This is a genomic window from Oscillospiraceae bacterium (assembly GCA_034925865.1).
In the GTDB taxonomy this organism is placed as follows: Bacteria; Bacillota; Clostridia; order Oscillospirales; family SIG627; genus SIG704.
This window is the reverse complement of the sequence record JAYFRN010000002.1, coordinates 13759-39202: the sequence shown is the minus strand read 5'-3', so window position 1 is coordinate 39202 and position 25444 is coordinate 13759. Positions and strand designations below refer to the sequence as shown.

At 43.6% G+C, this 25444-nt stretch carries 20 protein-coding genes and 1 riboswitch; of the genes, 13 read left to right on the top strand and 7 right to left on the bottom strand.

The window, feature by feature from the left end; translation table 11 throughout:
* Window positions 1–401 precede the first annotated feature (401 nt).
* The 3 genes from VB118_00835 to VB118_00825 form a co-directional block, all read right to left on the bottom strand.
* Window positions 402–974, bottom strand: a complete 573-nt coding sequence (locus tag VB118_00835; protein MEA4831145.1) for an N-acetylmuramoyl-L-alanine amidase — start codon at window positions 972–974, stop codon at window positions 402–404.
* A 244-nt stretch (window positions 975–1218) separates the two neighbouring features.
* The gene (locus VB118_00830) at window positions 1219–1569 is read right to left on the bottom strand and encodes a zf-HC2 domain-containing protein (protein ID MEA4831144.1); all 351 of its coding nucleotides are present in this window, start codon (window positions 1567–1569) and stop codon (window positions 1219–1221) included.
* The gene (locus tag VB118_00825; GenBank protein MEA4831143.1) at window positions 1550–2074 is read right to left on the bottom strand and encodes a sigma-70 family RNA polymerase sigma factor; all 525 of its coding nucleotides are present in this window, start codon (window positions 2072–2074) and stop codon (window positions 1550–1552) included. The genes VB118_00830 and VB118_00825 overlap by 20 nt, the downstream gene beginning before the upstream one ends.
* 161 nt (window positions 2075–2235) lie before the next feature.
* Here VB118_00825 and VB118_00820 point away from each other — a divergent pair, with 161 nt between their 5' ends.
* From VB118_00820 to VB118_00760, 13 genes are all read left to right on the top strand, one after another.
* Window positions 2236–3192, top strand: a complete 957-nt coding sequence (locus VB118_00820) for a beta-ketoacyl-ACP synthase III (GenBank protein ID MEA4831142.1) — start codon at window positions 2236–2238, stop codon at window positions 3190–3192.
* 59 nt (window positions 3193–3251) lie between these two features.
* Window positions 3252–3491, top strand: a complete 240-nt coding sequence (locus VB118_00815; GenBank protein ID MEA4831141.1) for a phosphopantetheine-binding protein — start codon at window positions 3252–3254, stop codon at window positions 3489–3491.
* A 142-nt stretch (window positions 3492–3633) separates the two neighbouring features.
* A complete protein-coding gene (locus tag VB118_00810; GenBank protein ID MEA4831140.1) occupies window positions 3634–4578 on the top strand; it encodes a nitronate monooxygenase in 945 nt (314 codons plus the stop codon).
* On the top strand, window positions 4575–5510 hold the full coding sequence (locus tag VB118_00805; GenBank protein ID MEA4831139.1) for an ACP S-malonyltransferase: 936 nt from the start codon (window positions 4575–4577) through the stop codon (window positions 5508–5510). The genes VB118_00810 and VB118_00805 overlap by 4 nt, the downstream gene beginning before the upstream one ends.
* A complete protein-coding gene (gene fabG, locus VB118_00800; protein MEA4831138.1) occupies window positions 5497–6237 on the top strand; it encodes a 3-oxoacyl-[acyl-carrier-protein] reductase in 741 nt (246 codons plus the stop codon). The genes VB118_00805 and fabG overlap by 14 nt, the downstream gene beginning before the upstream one ends.
* A gap of 27 nt (window positions 6238–6264) precedes the next feature.
* Window positions 6265–7497 (top strand): beta-ketoacyl-ACP synthase II, encoded by a 1233-nt coding sequence (gene fabF / locus VB118_00795; GenBank protein ID MEA4831137.1) that lies wholly within the window; start codon window positions 6265–6267, stop codon window positions 7495–7497.
* 9 nt (window positions 7498–7506) lie between these two features.
* On the top strand, window positions 7507–7980 hold the full coding sequence (locus VB118_00790) for a biotin/lipoyl-containing protein (protein ID MEA4831136.1): 474 nt from the start codon (window positions 7507–7509) through the stop codon (window positions 7978–7980).
* Between the two features lie 63 nt (window positions 7981–8043).
* Window positions 8044–8460, top strand: a complete 417-nt coding sequence (locus tag VB118_00785; protein MEA4831135.1) for a 3-hydroxyacyl-ACP dehydratase FabZ family protein — start codon at window positions 8044–8046, stop codon at window positions 8458–8460.
* A 4-nt stretch (window positions 8461–8464) separates the two neighbouring features.
* Window positions 8465–9787, top strand: coding sequence for a biotin carboxylase N-terminal domain-containing protein (locus VB118_00780; protein MEA4831134.1), 1323 nt, complete (start codon window positions 8465–8467; stop codon window positions 9785–9787).
* A 2-nt stretch (window positions 9788–9789) separates the two neighbouring features.
* On the top strand, window positions 9790–10653 hold the full coding sequence (gene accD / locus VB118_00775; GenBank protein ID MEA4831133.1) for an acetyl-CoA carboxylase, carboxyltransferase subunit beta: 864 nt from the start codon (window positions 9790–9792) through the stop codon (window positions 10651–10653).
* The gene (gene accA / locus VB118_00770; GenBank protein MEA4831132.1) at window positions 10650–11435 is read left to right on the top strand and encodes a carboxyltransferase subunit alpha; all 786 of its coding nucleotides are present in this window, start codon (window positions 10650–10652) and stop codon (window positions 11433–11435) included. Before accD ends, accA begins: the two co-directional genes overlap by 4 nt.
* A gap of 248 nt (window positions 11436–11683) precedes the next feature.
* Entirely contained in the window at window positions 11684–13438 is a 1755-nt protein-coding gene (locus VB118_00765) for a DUF6056 family protein (protein ID MEA4831131.1), read from the top strand.
* Between the two features lie 157 nt (window positions 13439–13595).
* Window positions 13596–14324 (top strand): hypothetical protein, encoded by a 729-nt coding sequence (locus tag VB118_00760; protein ID MEA4831130.1) that lies wholly within the window; start codon window positions 13596–13598, stop codon window positions 14322–14324.
* A gap of 171 nt (window positions 14325–14495) precedes the next feature.
* Here VB118_00760 and VB118_00755 read toward each other — a convergent pair whose 3' ends face one another.
* The 4 genes from VB118_00755 to VB118_00740 form a co-directional block, all read right to left on the bottom strand.
* Entirely contained in the window at window positions 14496–15947 is a 1452-nt protein-coding gene (locus VB118_00755; protein ID MEA4831129.1) for a glycosyl hydrolase family 28-related protein, read from the bottom strand.
* A 165-nt stretch (window positions 15948–16112) separates the two neighbouring features.
* Window positions 16113–16544: a DUF192 domain-containing protein gene (locus tag VB118_00750; protein MEA4831128.1), complete on the bottom strand. Its 432-nt coding sequence runs from the start codon at window positions 16542–16544 to the stop codon at window positions 16113–16115.
* Window positions 16545–17047: 503 nt separating this feature from the next.
* Window positions 17048–17147: riboswitch (cyclic di-GMP riboswitch) on the bottom strand.
* 300 nt (window positions 17148–17447) lie between these two features.
* On the bottom strand, window positions 17448–18143 hold the full coding sequence (locus VB118_00745) for a GGDEF domain-containing protein (GenBank protein ID MEA4831127.1): 696 nt from the start codon (window positions 18141–18143) through the stop codon (window positions 17448–17450).
* A gap of 965 nt (window positions 18144–19108) precedes the next feature.
* Window positions 19109–25408 (bottom strand): VWA domain-containing protein, encoded by a 6300-nt coding sequence (locus VB118_00740; GenBank protein ID MEA4831126.1) that lies wholly within the window; start codon window positions 25406–25408, stop codon window positions 19109–19111.
* Between the last annotated feature and the right edge of the window lie 36 nt (window positions 25409–25444).

Sequence of the window (25444 nt, the reverse complement as noted above, 5' to 3'; positions counted from 1 at the left end):
CTGTGTTTCAATGATTGGTTTATAATGCAAGGGTAATAATCCTTAGTGCAAGGCGAAAGGAATAAATTCATCGATTTTGCTATATGTATAAATATCATGTTTAAGCAGTGTATAAAAGTTTTATCACGCCATTTCCTTATATAATATGCAAATTTCATGCATTTGACAATAAAAATGTCCATAGATTTTATATGATTATAAGACACGCTTTTCAAAAAAAAGCCTCTGCAACTTTTTCTGTGCAGAGGGCTCGTAAAAAGCAGATAATTAACTCGGAAATTAAATAATTACCGCTGAAAGAGAGAAAAAGCTCTGGCATATGGGCTTTTCTCTCTAATAAAACAATATTATTTAGATGCCGCATTAATAATGGATATGTACTTTAATATAATTCGCTTTTATCAAATGGGTTGAAAGTCGAAATAGCCGAGCATTCCCTCATAAATTGCATATGCGAAACCATAAGGATTGTCGCGCAGCAGGGCGGCGTCGCTTTCATTGGTGATAAAGGCGAGCTCAATCAGGACTGCCGGCATTTTTGTTTTTCTGAGGACATAGATATCGGGACGGATTCTCACGCCTCTGTTCTGTGTTCCCATTCTTGAGACAATTGATTTAAGGATATGTTCACCAAGCCAATATCCTTGAGTATATTGCGCGTAAACCAATGCTTCTGTTCCGTTTGCTGAGGGATTGCTGAACGCATTACAGTGGATGCTAATAAAATAGTTAGCAGGCCAGCTGTTTGCCATATATACTCTCTGCGTCAGGCTGCTTGCGGTCGAGGTGCCGACGACTGCGCTCGGAGTTTTGCGTGAAACACGCACTTCAAAACGCGGATCTTTTCTTAAAATATCCGCCAGATATATTCCTACTTTATATGTAACTTCCTGTTCGGTAAGACCGTTCCCTTCGGCCCCTGGATTTATATTTCCCGGGTTGTGCCCCTGATCAATAAAAACACGGATTGCCATATAATCACCACCATTACAGTGTATTAGCAATCCGCAAAAAGTGTTCATAATAATTGATCAGTTTATAAAAAATCTCAGCACAGTACATTGTGTTATTAACTCGGCAATTAAATAATCCTTGTTTTACAATGAGAAAAGATCATATACCAGAGCCTTTTCACTCTTTCAGCGGTAACTATTTAATCGCCGAGTTAATAAAAAGCAATGATTTTCAGGGTTTCAAGGAGATAAAAAGCGGAATCCTTTAAAGTCTGTCGTTTATTTTCTTTGAAATGGTCAGACATACTGCCGCGGTCAACACAATAAGCGCAATTGAACCAAAAGACGTAGCGATATGGTCGTTGCGTCTTTTCCTGTTTATCATTTGCGAAAGACCGAAATATTTTAAATCGGCTTCGTTTGGGTTCAGCTCTGAAACAAACGGCGCTTTCTGTTCGGGCGTTTCCGGTCTGATTCTGTAATGACGGTAATAATACCGGCATTCAGGACACTCACGCAGGTGATCGTTGACCAGTTCCATTGTGCTTTTGCTCGCCGTGCCGTCTTTATACAGGCTGACGAGATCGATAATGGTATCACATGTTATATTCATCATTTAATTCCTCCATGAGCATTTTTTTTGCCCTGAAATATATCACCTTTGCTGAATTTTCTGTTATTCCGAGTACACTTGCTATTTGAGAAAAGGGGATTTCGGCATATATCCGCAGAATAACTACATTGCGGTATTTTTCGGGAATTTTAGATATTATTCTTTTTACTCCCGTTATTACCTGCTGACGTTGAAAAATTTCTTCGGGGGATTCACTGTCTCCGGAGCAGTATACATCGGCGATTGAATCAAGGCAGACCGTGTTCAGATCCATACGGTTCTTCTTAAGATATTTAAAATATGTGTATTTTGCTATCGCCGCCAGCCATGTGAATATATCGCTGTCACCTTTGAACTTGTGGAACGAAATATATGCCTGATAAAAGGTCTCCTGAGTCAAATCCTCCGAGAGATCGCTGTTTCCCGAAAGCCGGCAAAGGAAGGCATAAATTCTCGGATAAAAATCTATATAAAACTGTTCGAAATTTTTTTCTAAGTTATTATCCACCGCTTCTCCTTCCTTATATTTAAATAAATCATTCTTATTCTGTTTAGTGTCGGTATTTGATAAAAGGTTACAAAAATATTTTTAATTTTATTTCATGGTTTCTTGTAACCAATATGCCGTTTTTGAATACTAACTGACAAATACAAATGAAACGGTGCATTATGAATTTTAAAATTATAGCGACCGGGAAATTTATTCCCGAAAGAATTGTAACAAATGATGAGCTTACACAATATATTGATACCTCGGATGAATGGATAAAAAAGAGAGTCGGTGTACATGAGCGCCATATATGCACAACCCAAAGCGCTGCCGATCTGGCATACGGAGCGGCAATTAACGCTTTGGAAAACGGCAGCGTTAAGCCTGCTGAGCTTGACGGAATAATATGCGCCTGCATCAGCTCGGAATATGCTTCTCCGTCGATTGCATGTATTCTTGCCCAGCGCCTCGGTCTGAGCTGTATGGCTTACGATGTCAGTGCAGCCTGTTCGGGTTTTATTTATCTGCTCGAAACGGCGGCGGGCTTTTTTGCACGGGGCAAGGTCAAAAAGCTTTTGATTGTCGGTGCGGAGCGCATGAGCCGCATGGTGGATTGGCGTGACCGCTCAACCTGTGTTATTTTCGGAGACGGAGCGGGCGCGGTTCTGCTTGAAGAGGGCGACAGCTATAAATCGTCTGTTTTTAAAACCACTGGAGGATGCGACGTTGTATGTGTTCCGCAGTTTTCGGGCGAGAATTCGCCGTTTTACAAAGCCGATTCTCCGGAGCCTTTCATACATATGAACGGACAGGAAACTTTTATATTCGCGGTTAATTCCGTGTGCTCGGATATAGAATATCTTCTGGCAGAAAACAATTTGTCTATGGAAGACATCGCTTATATAGTGCCTCATCAGGCAAACAAACGGATAATAGATTATGCCGCCGTAAGGCTCAAGGTGAGTTCTGAAAAATTCTATTTGAATATTGAAAAATACGGAAACACCTCGAGCGCCTCAATTCCGATCGCCCTTGACGAAATGAACAGAAACGGAATGCTGAAACGCGGCGATCTTATTATTATGTCCGCGTTCGGCAGCGGGATGACAAGCGCAGCATGCCTGATTAAATGGTGACATCTGCCCGTGCGGCAGTATTCATAAATAAATTATATTACGAAAAGGATTAAAAGAAAATGATTTTTGAGAAAATAGTTGAAATTATAGCTGAAAAAACAGATAGGGACCCTAGTGAAATAACGAGGGAAACGCTTTTTTCGGATCTTGAAATTGATTCGCTTGATGTTGCTGAAATGGTAATGAGGCTTGAAGATGAATTTTCAATTTCGATTGAGCTTGACGGAATGCAGAAAACTGTAGGAGAATTCGCCGAAAAAGTAGAGAAAGCATCGGCAGCAAAGAATAAGACTGAATAAATATAACCTTCGAGATGATTTTTGCTTTGCGTACCCGACACCTGAATTTGCAATAAGCCACCGGCTTGCTGTGAAACCGTAAAATTTTTCGAACAGGATAGATTCATTCATCTGTCTTGATGAATGTGTCATGGTCATTAATATGAATAAAAACAGGATTTGCGAACTCGCAAAAATAAAGTATCCAATATTTCAGGGCGGAATGGCATGGATCGCCGATGCCCGTCTTGCCGCGGCCGTATCAAACGGCGGCGGGCTTGGAATTATATCGGCTATGAACGCCAATGCGGAGTATCTTCGTCAACAAATCGCGCTTGCGCGCAGTTTGACTGATAAGCCCTTCGGAGTCAATATAATGCTAATGAGCCCTTATGTCGATGAGGTGGCACAGATCGCCGCCGACGAGCGTGTCGCAATCATAACAACCGGCGCCGGAAGCCCCGCAAAATATATGGAGCTTTGGAAAAGCCGCGGGATAAAGGTGGTCCCTGTAATTGCTTCGGTCGCTATGGCAAAGTCTGCGGAGCGGAGCGGTGCGGACGCGGTTGTCGCCGAGGGTCAGGAATCGGGCGGACATATTGGAGAGCTTACGACAATGACGCTTGTTCCGCAGGTATGTGACGCGGTAAAGCTTCCGGTTCTGGCTGCCGGAGGAATTGCCGACGGACGCGGTATAGCGGCGAGCTTTGCGCTTGGCGCGGAAGGCGTCCAGCTCGGAACACGCTTTTTAGTGGCAAAAGAATGCGGAGTGCATCAGAATTATAAGGATATGGTTATGCACGCGAGTGACATATCTACAGTCACTACGGGAAGGCGCTTCGGCGGCAATACATGCCGCTGTCTGAAAAATAAATTCAGCCGTGATTTTCTCAAAACGGAATATCTGCCAGAAACGACTGCCGAAGACGTTGCTGCTCTCGGCGTGGGCGCGCTCAGGAAAGCGGCTGTCGAGGGAGATCGAGATCAGGGATGCTTCCTTGCCGGTCAGATTTCCGGAATGATCAATCGCGAACAGACAGCAGCGGAGATAATTTCCGAAATATTCACACAGGCCGAAGGTCTAATGAACGGAGTTGACTGGAAATGAAACGTCGGTGCGCATTTATATTCTCAGGACAGGGTTCGCAGTTTCCGGGAATGGGAAAGCTCTTTTACGATTCAAGCAAATCTGTGCGTTCGCTTTATGAAGCGGCCGAAATGCTTCGCCCCGGAACGATGGAAATTGCCTTCGGTTCAGATGCGGCGGCGCTCCGCGATACTCGAAACACTCAGCCATGCCTATATCTTGCGGCACTCGCGGGGGCTATTGCGCTCGGAGAGAAGGGAATCCATGCCGATTTTGCCGCCGGCTTTTCTCTTGGAGAGCTTCCCGCGCTTGCCTATGCGGGTGCTTTTACATATGAAGACGGATTTCGTCTGGTTTGCCGCCGCGCGGAGCTTATGGCCGAATGCGCCGCGAGCAATCCCGCGAAAATGATCGCTGTTATGAAGCTTCCGGATGAAAAGGTAGAAGAAATTTGCCATGGTTTCGCACAGGCGTATCCGGTGAATTATAATTGCCCAGGTCAGCTTGTATGCGCCGTTGCGGAAAACATAGAAAAAGAATTCGTTCATTCTGTCTCGGCGGCGGGCGGCAAAGTGCTTACCCTTGCGGTAAGCGGCGGATTTCATTCTCCGTTTATGGATAAGGCGGCCGTGTCATTCGCAGAATTCCTGAAGGACTTTATACTGCGCGAGCCGGAAATTCCTGTTTATTCAAATTATTCCGCTCAGCCATATGTGTCAGATATCGCATCCGGATTGCTTTTCTCACAGATAAATCATCCTGTCAAATGGCAGAAAATAATTCAGAATATGAGCGCCGAAGGCGCTGATGTATTCATTGAAGTGGGCGCAGGCGCCACGCTTAAAAAGTTTGTTGAAAAGATCCTGCCCGGCGTGGCAGCTTATTCCATACAGAATTATGAAGACATATCGGATGTTTCCGGGGAGGTTGGACATACGGATGCTGAAGAATAAAGTTGCGATAGTGACCGGAGGTTCCCGCGGTATAGGACGCGCCATATGTGAAAAATTTGCCGTGGAAGGTTGTTCGGTTGCGATTATATATCAGGGGAGACAGGATGCCGCCGAGAAAACGCTTGCAGAAATTCTTTCGATGCTTGCTCCGGGTGCGGGAGCGAAAGTATACAAATGCGACGTGTCTGATTATGATGACTGCGCTGTGCTCGTAAAGCAGGTTTGCGCGGATTTTGGACATATTGATATTCTGGTAAACAACGCGGGGATAACGCGTGACAAGCTGCTTCTTGCGATGAAACCCGAGGATTTCGATGCGGTGATGAATGTAAATTTAAAGGGAAGCTTTAATATGATCAAACAGGTTTATCCTTTGTTTTTACGTCAAAAAAGCGGCAGGATCATAAATATTACATCAGTTGTCGGACTTTGCGGTAATGCGGGACAGGCAAATTACAGTGCATCAAAAGCCGGACTTATAGGTCTTACAAAATCGGTCGCAAAGGAACTTGCGGGACGCAGCATATGTGTCAACGCAATAGCGCCCGGCTTCATCAATACGGATATGACCGCATCACTTCCGGAATCCGGATTTGAGGAGAGCATTCCCGCACGTCGCAGAGGTGAGCCGGCGGATGTGGCGGCGCTTGCGGCATTTCTGGCTTCGGACGAAGCCGGCTATATAACAGGAGAGGTTATTCGTGTCGACGGCGGTTTGGCCATGTAAAAATAATACACGCTTTGGAGTAAACATATGAAAAGAGTAGTTGTAACCGGAATTGGCGCGCTGACTCCGATCGGCAATTCGGTAGCTGAATTTACCGAGGCGCTCAGAAACGGGAAAAACGGAATTGGGAAAATAAAAGCGTATGATGCAACGGATTCAAAATATACGCTTGCTGCCGAGCTTAAAAACTTTGATCCCTTAACGCGTCTCGAAAAAACAACGGTGCGCAAAAACGATTTATTTGTTCAGTACGCGCTTTATTCCGCGGATGAGGCGATTGAGGACAGCGGAATTTTGGGGAAAATATCTCCTGACAGGTTGGGAGTGTATTACGGTTCCGGAATCGGGGGCTTCAATACGCTGTGTTCGGAACATCAGGCATTTCTTGAAGGCGGACCGCGCAAGGTTACGCCACAGTTCATTCCCAAAATGATAATCAATATGGCCGCGGGAAGCATCGCAATTCGTTATCACGCAAACAACGGGTGTATTTCGGTTTGCACCGCTTGCGCCAGCTCAACATCGGCGATCGGAGAAGCATACAGAGCAATAACCGGCGGATATGCGGACGCGATAATATGCGGAGGCACGGAGGCGGCGATAAATCCTCTTACCGTTGCCGGCTTCGGGAACTGCATGGCGCTTACCGACGCTGCTGATCCGTCTGCGGCATCGCTTCCGTTTGACCGGAGGCGCGCCGGCTTCGTACTCGGCGAAGGCGCGGGAACTCTGATTTTAGAGGAGTATGAACACGCAGTTTCAAGAAACGCGAAAATATATGCTGAAATTTTCGGGTACGGTTCCACCTGTGACGCATATCACATCACTGCTCCGCGTCCGGAAGGAACGGAAAGCATGCGTGCGATCAGGGATTCTCTTTCCGGTTCGGACGGCGGCGACTGTTCAAAAATTTATGTAAACGCACACGGTACGGGAACGCCTCTCAATGATAAAACAGAGACGCTTGCGCTTAAACTTGCTTTTGGCGAGGAAGCGAAGCGCTTGCATATAAGCTCAACTAAATCTATGACAGGGCATATGCTCGGTGCCGCCGGCGGCGTGGAAGCCATCGCCGCTATATGCGCGCTGAGAGACGAAATAATTCCTCCGACGATAAATTTATTCGAGCCGGATGAATCCTGCGATCTCGATTATACCCCGAATACCGCACAGCATGCGAAACTTGATATAGCTTTATCTGTTTCGCTCGGTTTCGGTGGACATAATGCCTGTGTGGCATTCAAAAAAACAGAAGGGTGAAACCGAATTATGGATATATCAAGACTTCGTGAAGCAGCTGAAATAATGCGGGAATTCGGACTAGTTAAGCTCGATATAACCGATGGTGATACACATATCGCACTTGAAAAACCGAATTTAACATCTCCGCAGCCGCCCCTGCCTTTATCGGTTCAAACTGATAATTCACAGCCTGATACTATGCCGCGCTTTGAAAACACCTTACCCAGGAAGAATATCTATATATTAAAATCGCCGATTGTCGGAACGGTTTATTTTTCACCCGCTCTTGACAAACCTCCGTATGTAAGCGTCGGTTCACGGGTTGATGTGGGTGATGTGGTATGCATTATTGAGGCGATGAAAATGCTTAACGATATTACGGCCGGAGTGGGTGGAACAATAGTAAAAGTCTGTGTCGAAAGCGGAAAGCTCGTCGAATACAATCAGCCCCTTTTTGAAATTGAAATTGAAATTAATGAAGATAAAAATGAAAATGAATAAAAACATTGATAAATAATGTGGAAGGGACGCGGGCGGACCGTTTCTCCGCGTTCGGTGTTTCGGATGAATAAAGAAGAACTTAAAAAGCTACTGCCGCACCGCAATTCCATGCTTCTGCTTGACGAAGCCGAAGCGATGGATGGTGTTGCTCGCGGAACAGTCAAAATCAGAGGAGACGAATGGTTTTTGGACGGTCATTTTCCTGGAAACCCGGTTGTCCCCGGAGTCATACTCTGTGAAATGATGGGGCAGTCGGTATGCGTTCTCCTCGCTGCTCAAAGCGAAGGGAAAACTCCGATGTTTACCGGACTTGATCATGTACGGTTTCGCCGCCCGGTCAAGCCCGGAGAGTTATTCTGCACTGAGTGCCGCATAACTCGTGTTTGCGGCAGCATTTATTTTGCTTCCGGCGAAGGCTTTGTGAACGGTAAAAAATGCGTATCCGCGGAATTTTCATTTGCTTTGACAGGAAACGGGTAAAACTATGATAGCAAAAATACTTATTGCCAACCGTTCGGAGGCGGCGGTGAGGATCATTCGCGCCTGCCGTGAAATGGGTATTAAAACAGTTGCGGTCTTTTCGGAAGCGGAACGGGATTCGCTGCATGTTGCGCTTGCGGACGAAAGCGTCTGTGTCGGCGGAGCGTATTCCGGCGACAGCTATTTGAATATGGAGAGGATCGTCAGCGCGGCGATAGCCACAGGAGCGGTCGGTATTCACCCCGGCTGCGGCTTTCTGTCTGAAAATGCTGATTTCGCAAGGCTGTGCGAGGCGCAGGATCTGCTTTTCATAGGTCCTGACAGTGAATGTATACGTTCTCTGGGCGAAAAAAGCCGCGCGCGTGAAATTGCCGCAAGCGCGGGCGTTCCGACCGTACCGGGCACCGGAGTGATCAAAAGCGAAGAAGAAGCTTTAAAATTTGCGACTGAAATAGGATATCCTGTTTTGGTCAAGGCAAGCCTCGGAGGGGGCGGAAAAGGCATACGCCGCGCGAATGACGCGGAATCACTGCGCGGAGCATTTTCGGCAGCTTCAGGAGAAGCAAAAAAAGCATTCGGATGCGCTGATGTATATATAGAAAAATATTTAACTCATATCAGACATATAGAGGTTCAGCTGCTTGCCGATAATTACGGCAAAATTATAACATTAGGCGAACGCGACTGCTCGCTTCAGAAGAATAATCAGAAGGTTATAGAGGAAACGCCATGTCCGGCGATTTCGGATCGGCTGAGAAGCTCGCTTAAGGATGCGGCTATCGCTGTCGCGCGGGAAGCGGGATATAAAAACGCTGGTACTGTAGAGTTTCTTGTCGATGAAAAAGAAAATTTTTATTTTATCGAGATGAACACGCGTTTACAGGTTGAACACGGGGTTACGGAGGAAATCAGCGGAATCGATATAGTAAAGTGGCAGATAAGAATTGCCGCGCAGATCCCGTTGCCTGATGAATTCGAACATGTTGCTCTTCAGGGCGCTTCAATTGAATGCCGCATTAATGCCGGAGAATCCGGGAAGATTGATTTTCTTCACGCGCCGAGCGGCGTGAGGATTCACTTCGATTCAGCTCTTTTTAGCGGCAGTACTGTTTTGCCTTATTATGATTCCATGCTCGGAAAGCTGGTGGTATGGGCGCCAAACCGTGCCGAAGCCATACGTAGAATGAATTCGGCTTTGTGCGAAACAGCGATCACCGGCATTGCGACCAATATCGACGAGCTGCTTCATGTGATTTCGTCGCGTGAATTTGTCGACGGCAATTACGACACGGCATTTTATTCTGAATACATCAAGGGTATTAAATAATTATGGATAAATTCTTGGGAATTTTCAAAAAAGCTGCGAATTCACTTGAACCCGGAGGAATCAATCAAAAGCAACCGGGTGAGGAATATTTACAATGTCCTGTCTGCAAACGATACGAGCCTCAGCATATAATTGCAAAAAACAGCGCCGTTTGCCCCTGGTGCGGACATCATTATCAAATAAGCGCGCGCAGCCGGCTTAAGCTTGTTACCGACCGCGCGAGCTTTAATGAGCTTTTTACAGAGATATCAAGCGGAAATCCTCTTACTTTTCCCGGATACAACAACAAAATAGCAAAGGCGCGCAACGATTCGGGAGAAACCGAAGCGGTAATATGCGGGAGTGCGTCAATAACAGGCCTCTCTGCGGCAGTCTTCATAATGGAAGCAAAATTTATGATGGGCAGTATGGGAAGCGCGGTCGGAGAGAAGCTCACGCGTCTGTTTGAATATGCGACAGAAAAGTCGCTTCCGGTCGTCGGCTTTTGTGCGTCGGGCGGCGCGCGTATGCAGGAAGGCATATTATCCTTGATGCAGATGGCAAAGGTGAGCGGAGCCGTCGAGAGACACGGATCGGCAGAAAACCTGTTCATTTCAGTTTTGACAAATCCGACCACCGGCGGAGTAACGGCAAGCTTTGCCATGCAGAGCGATATTATTCTCTGTGAGCCGGGGGCATTGGTCGGCTTTGCCGGCAGGCGGGTCATCGAGAAAACCACACGCAAAAAGCTTCCGGCTGATTTTCAGAGCGCTGAATTTGTCCTTTCGCACGGCTTTATTGACAACATCGTTCCGAGAAGCGAACTGAAAGCCGTTCTCGGCAGGCTTTTATCACAGCACATAAGAAACGGAGGCGGACAAGAATGACATCGTATGAAAGATTATTGGCGGCGCGTTCGCCTGACCGTCCTACCGCGTTAAAATATATTGAGCGTATTTTTGAACGGCGTACTGAGCTGCATGGCGACCGGTGCTTTGGCGACGATCCCGCGATGCTCGGCGGAATAGGAGAGCTGGGCGGTATTGTCGTCACCTATCTCGGAATAGAGCGCGGACGGAACACCGAGGAGAGGATTGCCTGCGGCTTCGGATCGGCGATGCCGGAGGGATACCGTAAAGCATACCGGCTTATGAAGCAGGCTGAAAAATTCAATCGTCCGGTTGTGTGCTTTGTGGATACCGCCGGCGCGGCATGCGGCGAAGAAGCGGAAGCGCGCGGACAGGGTCAGGCGATAGCGCAGAATCTTGTTTTGATGCAGGGCCTTAAGGTTCCTGTAATCTCGATAATAATAGGTGAAGGCGGCAGCGGAGGCGCGCTCGGAATAGCGGTCGCGAACCGGGTGTATATGCTGAAAAATTCGGTTTACTCCGTCATATCGGCAGAGGGCTGCGCTGAAATCCTGCTTAAGGACGTATCCCGCGCGTGCGAAATAGCTGAAAGCCTTAAAATCACATCGGAGGATATGATTTCAATGTCGGTCTCCGACGGAGTGTTCGATGAGGATTTTGATAATTTCGATTCCATGTGCGGCAATATCAGCGAGCGGCTTTTTGCCGATATTCAGGAATTATCGGCCATATCAAAGGATGAGCTTTTAGCTCAGCGTTATGCGAGGTTCCGTAAAATTGGGATTTTCAATGAAAATTAATTGACATATGATGAAGAATACACGTCTTCGTTGAAAAGAAGCCGGGCAAGAAACTTAATAAAACAGCTTTATCTTTCTCTAACGGGATTGATAAAGCTGTTTTGTTTTTACTAATGAAAAATAATTTTATCTTGAAATGAAAGCAATGATATGTTATACTATGATTATATCATCATTATATTCTGAATCATTGAGTAATTTATATTTAAATATAATTTGGCAGACTAAAAGAAGAAAGTATATTATTTATGAAAAGCATAATAACAAAAAAGAATATATTCTCTGTAATATGCCTGATTGCTTCGCTTGCTTGTTTGATAATTATCATAAATAATATCCTTTTATATGCGGATGATTACTATTACGGTACATTTTTCAGAGATGGATTCATAAGCTTTATTATGAAAAATGTAGAGCATTACAAGACCTTCAACGGAAGAGTTATCGTTCATCTGCTTGCGGAAGCGATAATACCGTTAGGTACGGTTGTGTTTTCCATCGTTGCAGGTATGATACTTTATGCGTCTTTTTATTTTTCGAGTAAGGCTTTCAGCCACAACAGTGCTTTTTTTATCGCGCTCTCGTTTTCGGCAGTGCTGCTTATTCCGGTTCGGATTTTACGCGAGAGCCTTTTATGGAGATCTGCCTTTTTTAATTATGTTTATCCGTCTTTTATGATAATTATGGTTCTTTGGTTTTTAAAACGGAATGTAACAAAAGGTAAAATTCCTGTAACCGGGGTATTTTTATTGTTTTTATGCGGTGCTACCACCGAGCAGTGCGGATTTGCGGCAATATGCCTGACGCTCTCCGTTACTTTAAGTGAAATAAAATATAAAAATATAAATATCAAAGAAATCATCTTAAAAAGTTGTCTTCCGTGTTTTTTAGGATGGATCACCGTTATGCTTTCTCCGGCTACGATAACTCGGGCAGGTAGAGAAAATTCATGTGGGATTGAGAATTTACTCGGAAAAATAAACCCGGCAGAAATATTAAATCGGCTTTGGTCATTATCAAAGCAGCTTTTTTCTCCACAGGGCGCAGGTCTGTTTTGCGTTTTAATCGCATTGGCGTCCTTTATTGCAATAAAATCAAATAAAACGCTTAGACATATATCCTTTTTCTGGGGATGCTTACTAGGAACTTATTTATTATGGCAGACTGACAGTAAGGCTTTATGCATTTCTATTTTTGTTTTAAATACCGTTTATACAGTATATCTTATATACATTTTAATTAAAACGGAATCTCTGCGTTATCAGGGCATTTTACTTATCACCGCGTACGCAAGCGTTTTTGTCATGCTTGGTACCGAATCTATATATCCGCGTACCTTCCTTCCGTTTATACTGCTTATTATACCGGTGATATCAAGCTTTTTGACAGAGGCATTTTCAGAGAAAACATTTTTTCCAGCTATAGCTGCCGTTATCGGAGTGGCTGTTATCTTTCCGACAATAAAAGGGTATGTCTACAATAAATCAATAGACAATATAAATATTTCAAATGTTAGAAATAGCGGTCAAAAGATATCTTACTGTCTTGATTACGATGATCTATACAGACATACTATGATGCAGGATGACGGATATTTTTACCAAACCTTCCGCGAATATTACCGTATTGAAGAAAATAGTTTAATCGATTTCTGCGGTAAAAACATGCCATGTGTCTTTGTAAACGGCAAATATATCGGATATCCTGCCGCTTACATAAATAACAAGCTCTATATTCCTATTGAATTAGTACTTAAAGAATTGGGAGGAACGGAAGCGTATTATGATGGAATGACGCATTTCAGCTATAAAAACGTTGAATATATTTATGACAGCAAAGCAAAAAATATATCATGTAATGACGGAAAGTATATAAAAAACGTGTCTCTTGGCGATAAAGTAATTTCTGCTATATACTTTTCTATTCCCTCTGATATTGCTTGCGAAATATTTGATTTAGATGTTAAAGTGGATGGTAAGGGAAATATTGAAATAAATAGCTGAGCCGCATGCCTCGTCCGGGTTAGTAATGAATATTTCTATCAAACTTGAAAAATTTACTTTAAAATAGAAAAGATATATTTTATGCTAAGATGCCTTTAACACGCTCTGTATTACATATTATAATATATTAAATAAAGAATTTGAGGATGAAACAAGAATGCAAGACAGATATGCAGGCGATGTTGGTGATTTTGGGAAAATAGGAATACTACGTATTCTTGCCGGAAGTAATCTCCGGATTGGAGTAAATTGGTATCTTGTTTCCGACGAAGTACATAATGACGATGGGAAACATATTGGTTATCTCAGTGATTCGAAATTTATAGGTTGCGATGACGAATTGCTCGGCAAGCTTGGTTATATGGTATATGGTAATCAACGAAGCATTTCTATGTTGGAGAACATGAATCTCATTTCAAATGCTGTTTATTACAATGATCAATTGCTATCGCCACAAGAATCAAATAAAAAATTTCGAAATGAATGGCATAGTAATGCCTTACAAAAGTTAACGGACACTGATATTGTATTTCTTGATCCTGATAACGGATTGCTGCCTAAAAGTGTTTATCCGGGCAGCAAATTAAGTATAAAATATATTTTCGAGAATGAAATCGTTGATTATTATTCATCTGGACATAGCGTTATTTTCTACAACCATCGTTCACGACTGGAAGAGGACACCTACCTGAATCGTTTTCGCACATTTTTTCAAATTGATAGTCTGTGCAGCGCTTTTTCCTTCGATATGAAATTTGTACGTGGAACAATCCGGGATTATTTCTTTCTTATTCATAATAGACATATAGAACAGGTAAAAGAATCAGTTTTAATCATGATGAACAGTAATTGGAATCAGCATTGTAAATACCTTCGACTTGATTGAATTGTATAAAATGACCTCACGATATAAATAAAAATAAAAGCTGGAACAGGCTTATATCGGCTACGTATAATACGCTCCGATATAAACCTGTTCCGGTGATTTGTTTAGGTAAAATTAATTTTTAGCAGAGTGATTTTAAAAGTCGTGTAATTTTTGTCCGCCGTTGCTTACTTAATCGGCAGTACGCGCCAAAGCGCCGTTTATCAGATCGCGACCATAAAGCTTTACCGTATGGTTGTTCTTGTTTTCGAGAGGCATATAAATAAGCTTATCCGTTATCAGATCATTTTCTGCGGATAAGTGATTTCCTTTGACAAAGCTTCCGCAGGAAATAACATTGCCGTCGGTGATTATGGTATTTGCCTCATGTCCGGGTATATAAACCGCGGGCGAGCCACATTCTCCGACACAGTTGAACCGATTGTCACGGAATGTGAGTGAATCGAATTTATCGATATCAAACGGCGCGTTGATACAACGTTCGCAGAATATTTGGTTTCCGCTTATGTCGAGACATACTTTGCTGTGGAACGAATGGTTGACGGCGGCATGGAGCGCAACCGCGTTTGTGATCTTTTTAGCGCGAATTATATTATTCTTTATCTGAATCATTCCTGATGTCTGGGAATAATATGCGTAGATCGGCCATGCGTCTCCTTCGGTAAATGAGAAATTTAATATTTCATTATCGTTGATTATATAATTACGATCAAGCGAGGTATCCTTTGTTTCAGAGTATACGCCGAAGGAAATGGCCATATTCCAGTTATATGTCGCGTTGTAAGGAAGCCTTTCGCAGACCATATTACTGATTATATTGCCGCGGATTATCGCGTTTTTAGTGTTGGGACCCTCCACATAAATGCCGTATAATAAATTATTGTCGCAAATATTACCCTCGATTACAGCGCTTTCTCCGGCATGAAGATCAATCCCCTTGCGGTAATTATATGAAGCTCTGTTCCCGATCACCTGTATGTTTTTCGGCATTCCGCCCGACCATCCTGCACAGCCGTATCCGGTGCCGCCGTCATATGGCGAGCCGTGATATTCAAAAGCGTTGTTCGTAAGCGATATGCCGTCGACATAGCCGTAAAGGACACCGGCTACGCGATTATGATGTAAATAGCATTTATCAATTATACAACGTTTAGCGTAATTATCCGGGGTTCCGTTAATAAATATACCGTTGGCGTTGAAGCCGAATATTTCAATCTTCTCGACGACAACATCATCGCAGGCCGAGAAATAAAACGCGGAGATTTTACCCGAATAGCTTTCGCCAAGCTTTTCAAAAAACCTGCCGCGGTATTCTATCTGAAGCTCGCTGATTCTTATATCATTTGTTCCGGATGGAAAATAGAAAAGAGAAGAGGACTTATCGCTGTCGCTGTCTTTTTGATCATAAGTGTATATGATATGTGATTGCCTTCCGTCACCGACCATTTTAAGATGAGATATTGAAATCGTGACTGGCTGTTCAACAAGGTATTCGCCGCGGGGAAAATATAATGTGCCGCCGCAGGGTATCTGTGCGAGCGCTTGCTTTATGGCGGAGGAACAATCTGTTTTACCATCAGGCAATGCGCCAAAATCCCGGACTGAAATTAAATCGCTATACATAAACTGACCTTTCTTGTTGAGAAAATGGATATGACATATTAAAACATAAAATCTAAAATAAATCAATAAAAATACAAAAAATTATATGGATATACTGACGAAAAAAGACCGCTCTGAGCGGCCTTTCTTCGGATACCTATAAAAAAATAAATTAGAGAATAATAATCAGGAAAGTTCGATATACTCGCCCATTTTAATTTTATTGGCTGTTACGAATCCGACAGGTAAAGAAAGAACGGCATGGCAGTCACGCATCGGAGACGGCAGCTTTTTTGGTACGACATTTTCATGTACGGTTATAACACGGTTGCGGCTTGAAAGATATAAAAGATCTGAACGCGTTGATATTTTTTTCATAAACATATGCATATGAGATCTGATAAGAAAGCATTCATTGTCGGCAGAATGTATTTTTGGTGCTGTTATAGCCGCATCAAAAAATCCGTCAATCTTTTTAATATGTTCAGATAAACATTTACCCATGTACTTTACACAGAGAGAGCTGTTATTTATTGCAATGGATTGAGATATATTATTTCCGTCGGCTTTTGTATTATTGTTCTCAGAAGATGACAATACTGTTTTTGCTTCTGTCATTGCGTGTATTCCCTCCGATATTACACATCAATATTTTTTTCATTTAACGGGATTGCAAAGTTTCGCATGTAATATTATTGAGTAAAAAGTTAAAAATATTCATAACTGATAACTTTTATATACCCATTAAAACAAATAGTGGGTTGTCTTCGCCTGCGTACCACTCGCAGGCGAAGACAAGATTGCGCATTTACACGCCGCTGACGCGCAGAATTCCTTTTGGTTTACAAGCAATGAAATTATTATTATAATTTCATGGGGGCTGCTTATTAAACCAAAGGAAAACCGGGTTTTCGCATCAGGTTCACGGATTTCTCCGTTGTTTTGCGCTGTAACCGGCTTAAACCGAAAGTGAAAAAACCGGATACGCAATATAAAATAAGTGGCCGTAAGCACAAAAATCGATCGCTCCGGGCGTAAGCTATGCTCCGCCGAGGACGACCGATTATTTTACTTACACAACCGCTATTATGCGTACCCGTGTAAATAAAAAACAGGCTTTATTCGGCAGCTGGCTGTCATGGGTAAGCCGCAAAATACGGCGAACCGTTAGACCCTATAGTTTTGCGTCGCTTTTTTTCAAAAGCTTTGCCATTTTCGTGAAACCTACGATAATGTTCACTTATTTTAAATGATCACATATAAACCCGATTGCCACCTCGAATTTATATGCTTCTCATTGCTTATATTATAAAACCCATTCTATACTTTGTCAATAGTAAATTTCAAAAAATCAATAATATTATATTAAAGCTTTCTAAATATCTGCTGAATAATCATGAAACATACTAAATCATAGAAATCACGTTATAATCTAAACTTAAAATTACGATTTCTCTCTTGTAAAACAAGGATTATTTAATTGCCGTTTAAATAATTACCGCGCAAATGACAAAAAATCGATTATTCCTTATCAAGGCTAACTGACGACGCTTTAAACGGCGCTCCCATCTCATTTTGAAACAACACCACCCGATTTCGTCCATTGCTTTTTGCTGCATAAAGCGCTTGATCGGCACGGCTGACCAACTGCTCATAATTTTCGCTGTCATCATCTCTGAAAGCCACGCCGATACTTACAGTTATTATAGGATGCTCTGATCCCGAACTCGGAATCTCAAGTGTTTCTATAGCGGTACGCATTTCATTTACTATATTTAAAAATTTGTCACGGCAGGAGGAAAAGCCGACAATAATTGATTCGTCGCCTCCATAACGGAAAGCTTTTATTGCATTTCTGCTTTGAAAGTTTAACAGACAGCTGCCGATGCGATGCAGACATTCATCTCCTGCCTGATGCCCGTATGTATCGTTGAAGCTTTTAAAGCGGTCAAGATCGAGCATAGCAATGGCAGCAGGCTTATCATCGATGCTTGTGTGCTTATTACATGACAAACATTCAAAAAAACTCCTGCGGTTTAATAATCCGGTGAGAAAATCCGTATATTTCTGAATCTCGGCACGGCGTTTCATCTCGATATTTTCCAGTCTCGCATATCTCAAAAATTCTCCAGTTGCGATTCCGAGAACCAAAAAGCAGACTGTATTGACTATGTCGTCATTAATAACAGATGCTTTTTTAAAATGAACTGCAAACATTATATAAACGCATGAGAACAATGCCGTAACAAGATTTACACGTGTATTTTTGTCCAAAGTAATGACAGGGATTTCAATAAGTAAAGCGAGAATTTGTGACGCATATGAAATCAGGCGTAACAAAGCAGCTGGTTATAACAGCATAAATTAACAATATCGAATAACCTATATACATTGTTACTGCTGAAGATATGCGCCGTTGAATAGGCTTAAGCAGAATCAGCATAATTAACGATGCAAAAAACCATATCAAATATCCCGATCTGAGATTACTGTAAAAAGTATTAAAAAAAGTCATGAAGAAGAGTAAAATCGAAATCACAGAGGACAGAATAAGCATAGAAAATGATATAATGCCGTTGATCTCTTCCACATCGACACGATTATCAACCAGCATTTTGGCGACTTTTGAATTATGTTGTTTTAAATTATTAAAAATTGTCATTAAATTTCGACCTTGTCAATCTCTCTTTTTAACTGTAATATATAAAAGACATAGTATTATAAAACGACAATTAAATAAGTCTTGTTTATAAGAGAGAAAAGACCATATACAAGAGCCTTTTCTCTCTTTTGACGGTAATTATTCAATTGCCGAGTTAATAATTCAAATCAATGTCATTATATACAAAATATTAGCATAAAAAAGCACAGTATGCAATATATAATACAAATTTAATAAAAATTATCCTATAACGAATCGTAAAACACATTCATTTATCTGAGTAATGCTGATATAAACCGTATGGCGTGTACACATTGTATACACGCATACAGCTTGTTTAGGTTCCATACATTTTTTATATGAGGTTTCTTGCAGAACATAAGAATTATCAACGCTGTAAAACTCATTATGCTTCGTGAGAAAATATATACCTATGCAATCTGCATAAAGAGAGAAAAGCCCATATACCTGAGTCTTTTCTCTCTTTAAGTTGTAATTATTAAAATGCTATGTTAATAAATCACCTTCCGAAATAAGCGTCAAGAGCCATATTATAGCCCTCCATGAAAGTGAATTTATTGACCCACAGGCCTTCCAGACCTTCAAATATTTTTTCCCATGCGATCGGAACCCCGTTCACGCCTTCCCATACATTACAGTGTGCGCCTATGATATCGGTAACACCGGTTATAAATTCAAGCTGTTCTCCTATTGCTTCACTGAGATTCAAAGCTGCTGCCATCACTTCCTTGTAATCGTCGATTGATAGCGAATATGCCGCCACGCTTCCTACGGAAGTTGTTATTCCGACAACAATCCCGACTCCTATCTCGGCGTAAGTTTTCGGGAAACAACCCACCAGATATTCGCACATGCCTGCCCGTTCGCCCGTATCAAACACAGAGACGGTGTCATAGGTTTCCATATCGATCTCAAGCCATGCCCATTTTTCCTTTCCGTTGACCGTAGACGGTTTGGTCTGATAGATATAAATCGTGGGATGAAATTCTGATTCGGCGTTCTTCCTCATCCGTTCCAAAAGGAGCGTGGGATATCCGGTTTCATCAAGGATTTCTATAATTGCGTCTACATCGGTTTCAGATTCTAGACCGATGACGTTAATCGAACCATCCTCGGGGATATTCTTCCATACATCCATATAGTCGATGCCTTCACTGCCGGGAAGAGCTTTTGCTTCCATGTTGCTGGCAAAATAACCGTACATAATGTTATATGCATGCTTTTGCTCATCGCTTCCGTTATGCAGTTGATTCCGGTGGTTCATAAGATCAACCGTGGCTTCCGCTCTTTTACCGTCCGACTTCATTGTAACAAGCAATGCGATAGACTGAGTTGAGCGTCCGGCTTTAATATTCAGTTTTTCGGACGTTTCTCTTCCCATATCAGAAAGCCCCTTTACAAGACGTCCGATCGTTTCGTGTCCGAGCCAGCGCGATACGGAATAGTTGGCGGGATTATCTGCCGCGGAGGCTTCCACTTCCGCCATTTGTTCTATTGATCCGGCGGAATCTTCCGCAAGCTCAGGCACATTCCATGCGAGCGTATGGAAAACCTCGGTCAATTTTTGATTTTCTCCAAGCAATGTGGTATGAACGGTTTCTTCATCCAGGCGTATGATAATCTGCTCGAATTTATAAGAAGAAGTATCCACCCAGCTGTCCGAATCATACAAAAAGCCTTGTCTTGTGTCAAGGACAGGCAGGATCATTTCGCCGCCTTCGCTCTTCGCGGTTGAAATATAACTTATATCGATTAAATCAAGGCTCATGTCGGGCAAGGAAAGTTCTCTGTCGAAAACAGTAACTGTTTCATAGAAATCTCCGTCTCCTTCTCCGCCGCCTAAAACACTTCCGATATCGTTCATCATGCCGGCCGCAGCCGCCATGCCGGCGTTTCCTATCAGCTTGCCATACAGCTCGATGGTCAATCTGCCTTTTTGGGGAGTGATGTCCACGGGCGTTTCGTCTGTCGCAAGACAGCACATTCCGTTTAATTCGGAAATATCCTTGTTAAACACAGGAATAAACAGCTTTTGATTTCCTTTTCCGTCCGTATAAGCAATACCTATAAGCTTATCGGGAATTTCCTCAATACCGCTTATCCGTCCGATCTCCGCCTTTCCTTCCGCGGATATGACAACAGTCCGATATTTCGGTTGATATCCGAGGCGCGCAAGCAGCGTCCTTGCCAAAACAGACAGATCGTTTTGGGCTCCCCAGCCCTGGGTTATCACCGCTTCAGGTGCGTAACGGTACATCGCGGAATCTACATCATCTTCTTTGTTTACCATGCCAGGCAGCCAGTTCATTTTTTGCATCAACGCATAAAAATCATCGTCTGTTTTTACGGCTTTTATCTTCTGTGTGCCATAAATGGTGAGAGACGGCGCGGGCACTTGATTGCCAATAATTTCGGAGTCCGAAAGACCAACTGATTTTATATTGTTTTGCTCCGAACTGGTTGATTCATAAGCGGACACCGCCCCTGTAACCGCTTCGCTCAACGCGTTTTCAAAATCATCGTCAACCGGTATTTCAGGCTTTTCGGCAAGCAGCGACTTATCTTTGTATGGCTCCGTGCCAAGCTCGACAGACATATCAAGCATTTCGCTGCAGGTCAAGACCCAGCCTGACGGATCATCGTCAGGCAGAGTGAAGATCATGATTCCTCGTCTTGACTGCCCGTCATACGCACCCCATGATCCTGTTTTCTGAAGAACTCCGAATAAAAGCTTTGATGTCGCCTCAGAATCAACACTGACCGTATTTTCGCTTTCACTTGTAAAATCGCCGAGACCCTTTCGCCCTGCCGCGGCCATTTGAAGTTCTTCGGAGGTCATTGAATCACGAGAGTCAGACATTGATTCGCTTCGCTGGAGCATCAGCACGCTTTCGATACCTCCTGTGCCCTGGCCGTCTTTTTTGTCAGTCAAAGTAAAGTCGAGCACAGCCTGATTTCCGTCCGTCTGAAGCAGTGTGAATGAATTTACGGTGAGAGAAAAATATTTATTGTTGAAGGTCTTTCCGGTGCCTCCGGTTTTATAAGCGCTACCCTTCACAACCGGTATTAAAAGGCTGCCGTCGGAAAGATCTCCGTATATGTATGAATTTACGTTTAATAATTCTCTTGGCAGCACGAATGGCATACGTACTTTGCTGCACGAGCCCGGCGCCAGCATCGTTTTTCCTGAGAAGCCGAGAGGAAGCTTGTATACGATATCGCTCATCGGCACAAGCAGAACGCCTTTGTCCGTGTCTATCTGATATAAAAATCTTTCAACAGGATCAATATCGAGAAGTGCCTGAACCTTAGTATCAAACTGAGCTTCCAGCACTCTGAAAGCATTATTATTGTATTCGCTGTCTTCCGATTGAGGAAGATCAATTTTCATTAAAGAAGTCAAATCGGTCATTCCGATCATTTTCATAGAAAATGCGTCTGTAATCTTTTGTGTTACCTGAACAGGCAAGGAGCTCATAGAAATCATTTCCGATGTCAGCTTTCCGATCAGAGAAATTTCAATATGCCCGTTCTGGGTATCGTAAAGATGAAGTGAAAGCTGATTTATATTACTGCAGCTTTCCGGAGCGTCGACGAGGAATATCAGTGCTCCGCTGCGTGAATTTCCGCCGTCAACCTGAATGCTGCATTCACCCGGCATGGCGAAGGGACATTCCGCAAGCCATGTCGCCTCGCTGGCCGGCATCATCTGTCCTTCGTTGACGCTGACATAGAAATGATTAAAAATGTCGGGAATCTGATAAGCAGTCACTTTGGATGAAGCGTCGGATTTCTTAAACGCAAGCTCTGCGTTCAGCGCGAGGAAAAGCTTGCCCTGCGGCGCTTCAATGCCTTTAAATACATCCAGTAAATATACTTCTTTGACCTTCAATTCAGCGAATTTATTTGACTTTGACATATTGTCAAACGACATTCGCAGAATAACGCGGCTTTGAACACCCGGCTGATCCGACCCGGTAATAAGCTGAGCAGCGTTGCGGTCGTAAATAACATAAGGCTCACCTGACGCAAAATTAACTGTCTGAGGCGATACGGGTTTGCCTTTTCCGGTGACAGGAGAACAGTTGCTTAAGTTTTTTGCTGTATATAAGCTTACTTTGCTTCCGTCGTCGGCAGCATAGTCTATACCCATTGTGAAATCAACGCCGGTTTTCTTTACCGGGGTATCTATCCGGTTAAGAAGCTCGTTTAATTTTTCGGCAATCTTATCCATGCTGTCAGTCAGAATATAGTCTCCGCCCGCTTTTTCGGCTGCGTTCTTGAAAATTTCATCGAGGGATTCTGCTTCTGAACCTGTCGCGAGTCCAGCGAAAAGCACACGTATGCCTGAATTCTTAAGATTACCAAGTACGATGTCAAGGACATCAGCGTTTTCCGGATCGTAAAGGGCGGCATCCGTGAAAAATACAAGCACTCGTTTCTGCGAGGGTATGGGCGCGAGATTGTTATAGGCCATATTAAGCGCTGTAAGCGTAGGAGTGCTGCCGCCCGCGATGAGGCTGCCGACAGCTTGTAAAACAGGCGCTTTTTGATCTGTTGTTATCTGGTCATACCGCGGCTCCTCTCCGCCCTCGGGCTCCGCGAAGCTTCCGACCTGCATCAGCGTGCCTTGCGGCAGATTCAGAATAAAGTCGTGAAATACGGCTTTGATTTTGTCCATGCGCCAGCCGACATTATTATCTTCGGCAGGATCAATATTCATTGAGCCTGACCTATCGAGCATAAGAGAAACCACGGGAATCGTGCTGCTTTCGTCTTCAATTATTGTGGGACGCGTATAGGTCACTGTATATTGATTTCCAAATTTTCCCGCAACCGCGGCAAAAACGCTGTTCAGTGCCGATTTATCCGCGGCCATGTAATATGCTCCGTTTACGGAAGCGGCGGACATAGCCTTCAGTATTGCCGGGTCATGACCTTTACCAAAGCCTATCGTAAATACGGTAACGCCGCTTTCTTTAATGGCGTCGATAATTTCACCACTGGTGGCAATGCTCCCCTCTCCGTCTACTCCCGGTTCGCGGCTGTCCGCGCCGTCTGAGAATATAACCGCGTATCCGCGCTTTTTTCCTCCGAGAAGCTCAAGCGCCTTTCCTGTGGCGTCATAAAGCGATGTGGCGCCGACTGACTTGATTTTATCAAGCGCCTTCAACGCGGATGCCTTGTCGGTTCCTTCATGCAGAGTGATATCCTGCGCAAATTGAATTACCTGAATCGTTGTATCCTCCGGAAGGCTCTTTATAAATTGTATTGCCGCGTCAATGCACGGCTTCATATTGTCTCCCATTGAGCCGGAGCTGTCCAATACTAATACGACATTGCTTCCCGCGAGCATTCGTTCAACCTTTGTGACGGTACCCCGGGCGCCTTCTTCGCTGATTTTGATATCGTCTGCCGACAGTGAAAGTTCTCTGTCCTGCGGATCATTTATAATAAACGATACAGTACCTGTATTTCCGGAAACAGAATTATTTAAAAGCTCTATACCTCCCTCGTCTATATCAAAGCTTCCGCAGAGCCGTGATGTTGCTCCTACGGAGGCTTTCATTTCATCGGGTATAGTAACTGTGGTGACTTCACCGGCGCTGACAGGGACGAGCCTCATCACAGAATATTCATCTCCGAGACCGGATGGTATTGATACATTGTAATAACCGCTCGGAGCGGTGAAAAGCATATCGCCGTTTTCGTCGGCAATGCCGATGAGCTCATTGCCTGAAAGCGATATATCTGTATGTTCCGCGGATGCCCATTCCGGCAGGGTTACTTTTGCGGCTCCCGAAGGTATGCCGACAACGCGTATCGCACCGGGCGCTTCTCCCCATTTTACTTTATTGATATCCGCCGTATCATTTATACTGACCGTGAATTTCTCTGGTTTGGCTGCTGCGTTCTGCCAGGAAATGCACCAGCAGAGTCTGCCGTCGGTTATCGGCAGATTGTCAAGGACAAATGTATCAGTTTTCTTCTTATTCAGTTCTTCATCCGAAAGCGAAAGCTGAGTATGATACTTATAATTTCCGATTGTGCTTCCGCCTGTTATATCGACCTGTATTCCGCAGGTATCGGCACCCTCGAGCTTGATTGAAGCGGTCTGAAGCTTTCCCGGAGTGCATTCGGTTTCTAAATAATATACGCCTTTATAATCACCCGCATTGACAGTGAGTGATTTTCCGGCGGATAATAAGTTGGTTTTGACGACGGTAATTTCCGCGCCGCCGGATTCAAGCTCTCGGACATCCGCCCACCACATGACAGAATCGTTTTCCTTAAGTGAAAAAGTCGAATGGTCATGCGTGCCGCAATATCCTGTGCCGCCGGTTTTCTTTGTCTGCCATTGCATCCAATTCAAGGTATAATCAACGTCTGAAGGTATTTTCAAGACCCACTTCTCGCCGGTGATATTTTCGCATTTTTCCGTGTATCCCTTCAGCGTATGCAAAGTTACAGGCTCGTTGTCGAAACCGATATATTCAGCGCTTTCATAAAAAGAATATGATCCAAGCGGGTTAAAATACGGAACAGGCATGCTGCCCCAATCGTCGGCTGGACCGGTCTTTAAAAGCTTGAAATCAACATCCGGCTTACCTATGATATCATCCGTGACTATCCTGGCCTGATTGGGATCCGTATTATCCGCGCTGCCGGTTCCGGTATGTAAATGGCCGAAAAGGCTTCCACCGTATCTGACAGCGAAATATACGCCTCCTGAAACAAGGATCAGAGTAAAAACCAATATGATAATGAAAATTTTCTTGTTTATAATTGTTTTTTTCATGAGCTGCACTCCCAATTTAATATTGCTTTGATATAA

Coding starts and splice junctions, on each gene's coding strand:
- VB118_00835 (MEA4831145.1), bottom strand. CDS start 974: ATGGCAATCCGTGTTTTTATTGATCAGGGGCACAACCCGGGAAATATA.
- VB118_00830 (MEA4831144.1), bottom strand. CDS start 1,569: ATGATGAATATAACATGTGATACCATTATCGATCTCGTCAGCCTGTAT.
- VB118_00820 (MEA4831142.1), top strand. CDS start 2,236: ATGAATTTTAAAATTATAGCGACCGGGAAATTTATTCCCGAAAGAATT.
- VB118_00815 (MEA4831141.1), top strand. CDS start 3,252: ATGATTTTTGAGAAAATAGTTGAAATTATAGCTGAAAAAACAGATAGG.
- VB118_00810 (MEA4831140.1), top strand. CDS start 3,634: ATGAATAAAAACAGGATTTGCGAACTCGCAAAAATAAAGTATCCAATA.
- VB118_00805 (MEA4831139.1), top strand. CDS start 4,575: ATGAAACGTCGGTGCGCATTTATATTCTCAGGACAGGGTTCGCAGTTT.
- fabG (MEA4831138.1), top strand. CDS start 5,497: ATGCTGAAGAATAAAGTTGCGATAGTGACCGGAGGTTCCCGCGGTATA.
- fabF (MEA4831137.1), top strand. CDS start 6,265: ATGAAAAGAGTAGTTGTAACCGGAATTGGCGCGCTGACTCCGATCGGC.
- VB118_00790 (MEA4831136.1), top strand. CDS start 7,507: ATGGATATATCAAGACTTCGTGAAGCAGCTGAAATAATGCGGGAATTC.
- VB118_00785 (MEA4831135.1), top strand. CDS start 8,044: ATGAATAAAGAAGAACTTAAAAAGCTACTGCCGCACCGCAATTCCATG.
- VB118_00780 (MEA4831134.1), top strand. CDS start 8,465: ATGATAGCAAAAATACTTATTGCCAACCGTTCGGAGGCGGCGGTGAGG.
- accD (MEA4831133.1), top strand. CDS start 9,790: ATGGATAAATTCTTGGGAATTTTCAAAAAAGCTGCGAATTCACTTGAA.
- accA (MEA4831132.1), top strand. CDS start 10,650: ATGACATCGTATGAAAGATTATTGGCGGCGCGTTCGCCTGACCGTCCT.
- VB118_00765 (MEA4831131.1), top strand. CDS start 11,684: ATGAAAAGCATAATAACAAAAAAGAATATATTCTCTGTAATATGCCTG.
- VB118_00760 (MEA4831130.1), top strand. CDS start 13,596: ATGCAAGACAGATATGCAGGCGATGTTGGTGATTTTGGGAAAATAGGA.
- VB118_00755 (MEA4831129.1), bottom strand. CDS start 15,947: ATGTATAGCGATTTAATTTCAGTCCGGGATTTTGGCGCATTGCCTGAT.
- VB118_00750 (MEA4831128.1), bottom strand. CDS start 16,544: ATGACAGAAGCAAAAACAGTATTGTCATCTTCTGAGAACAATAATACA.
- VB118_00745 (MEA4831127.1), bottom strand. CDS start 18,143: ATGTTTGCAGTTCATTTTAAAAAAGCATCTGTTATTAATGACGACATA.
- VB118_00740 (MEA4831126.1), bottom strand. CDS start 25,408: ATGAAAAAAACAATTATAAACAAGAAAATTTTCATTATCATATTGGTT.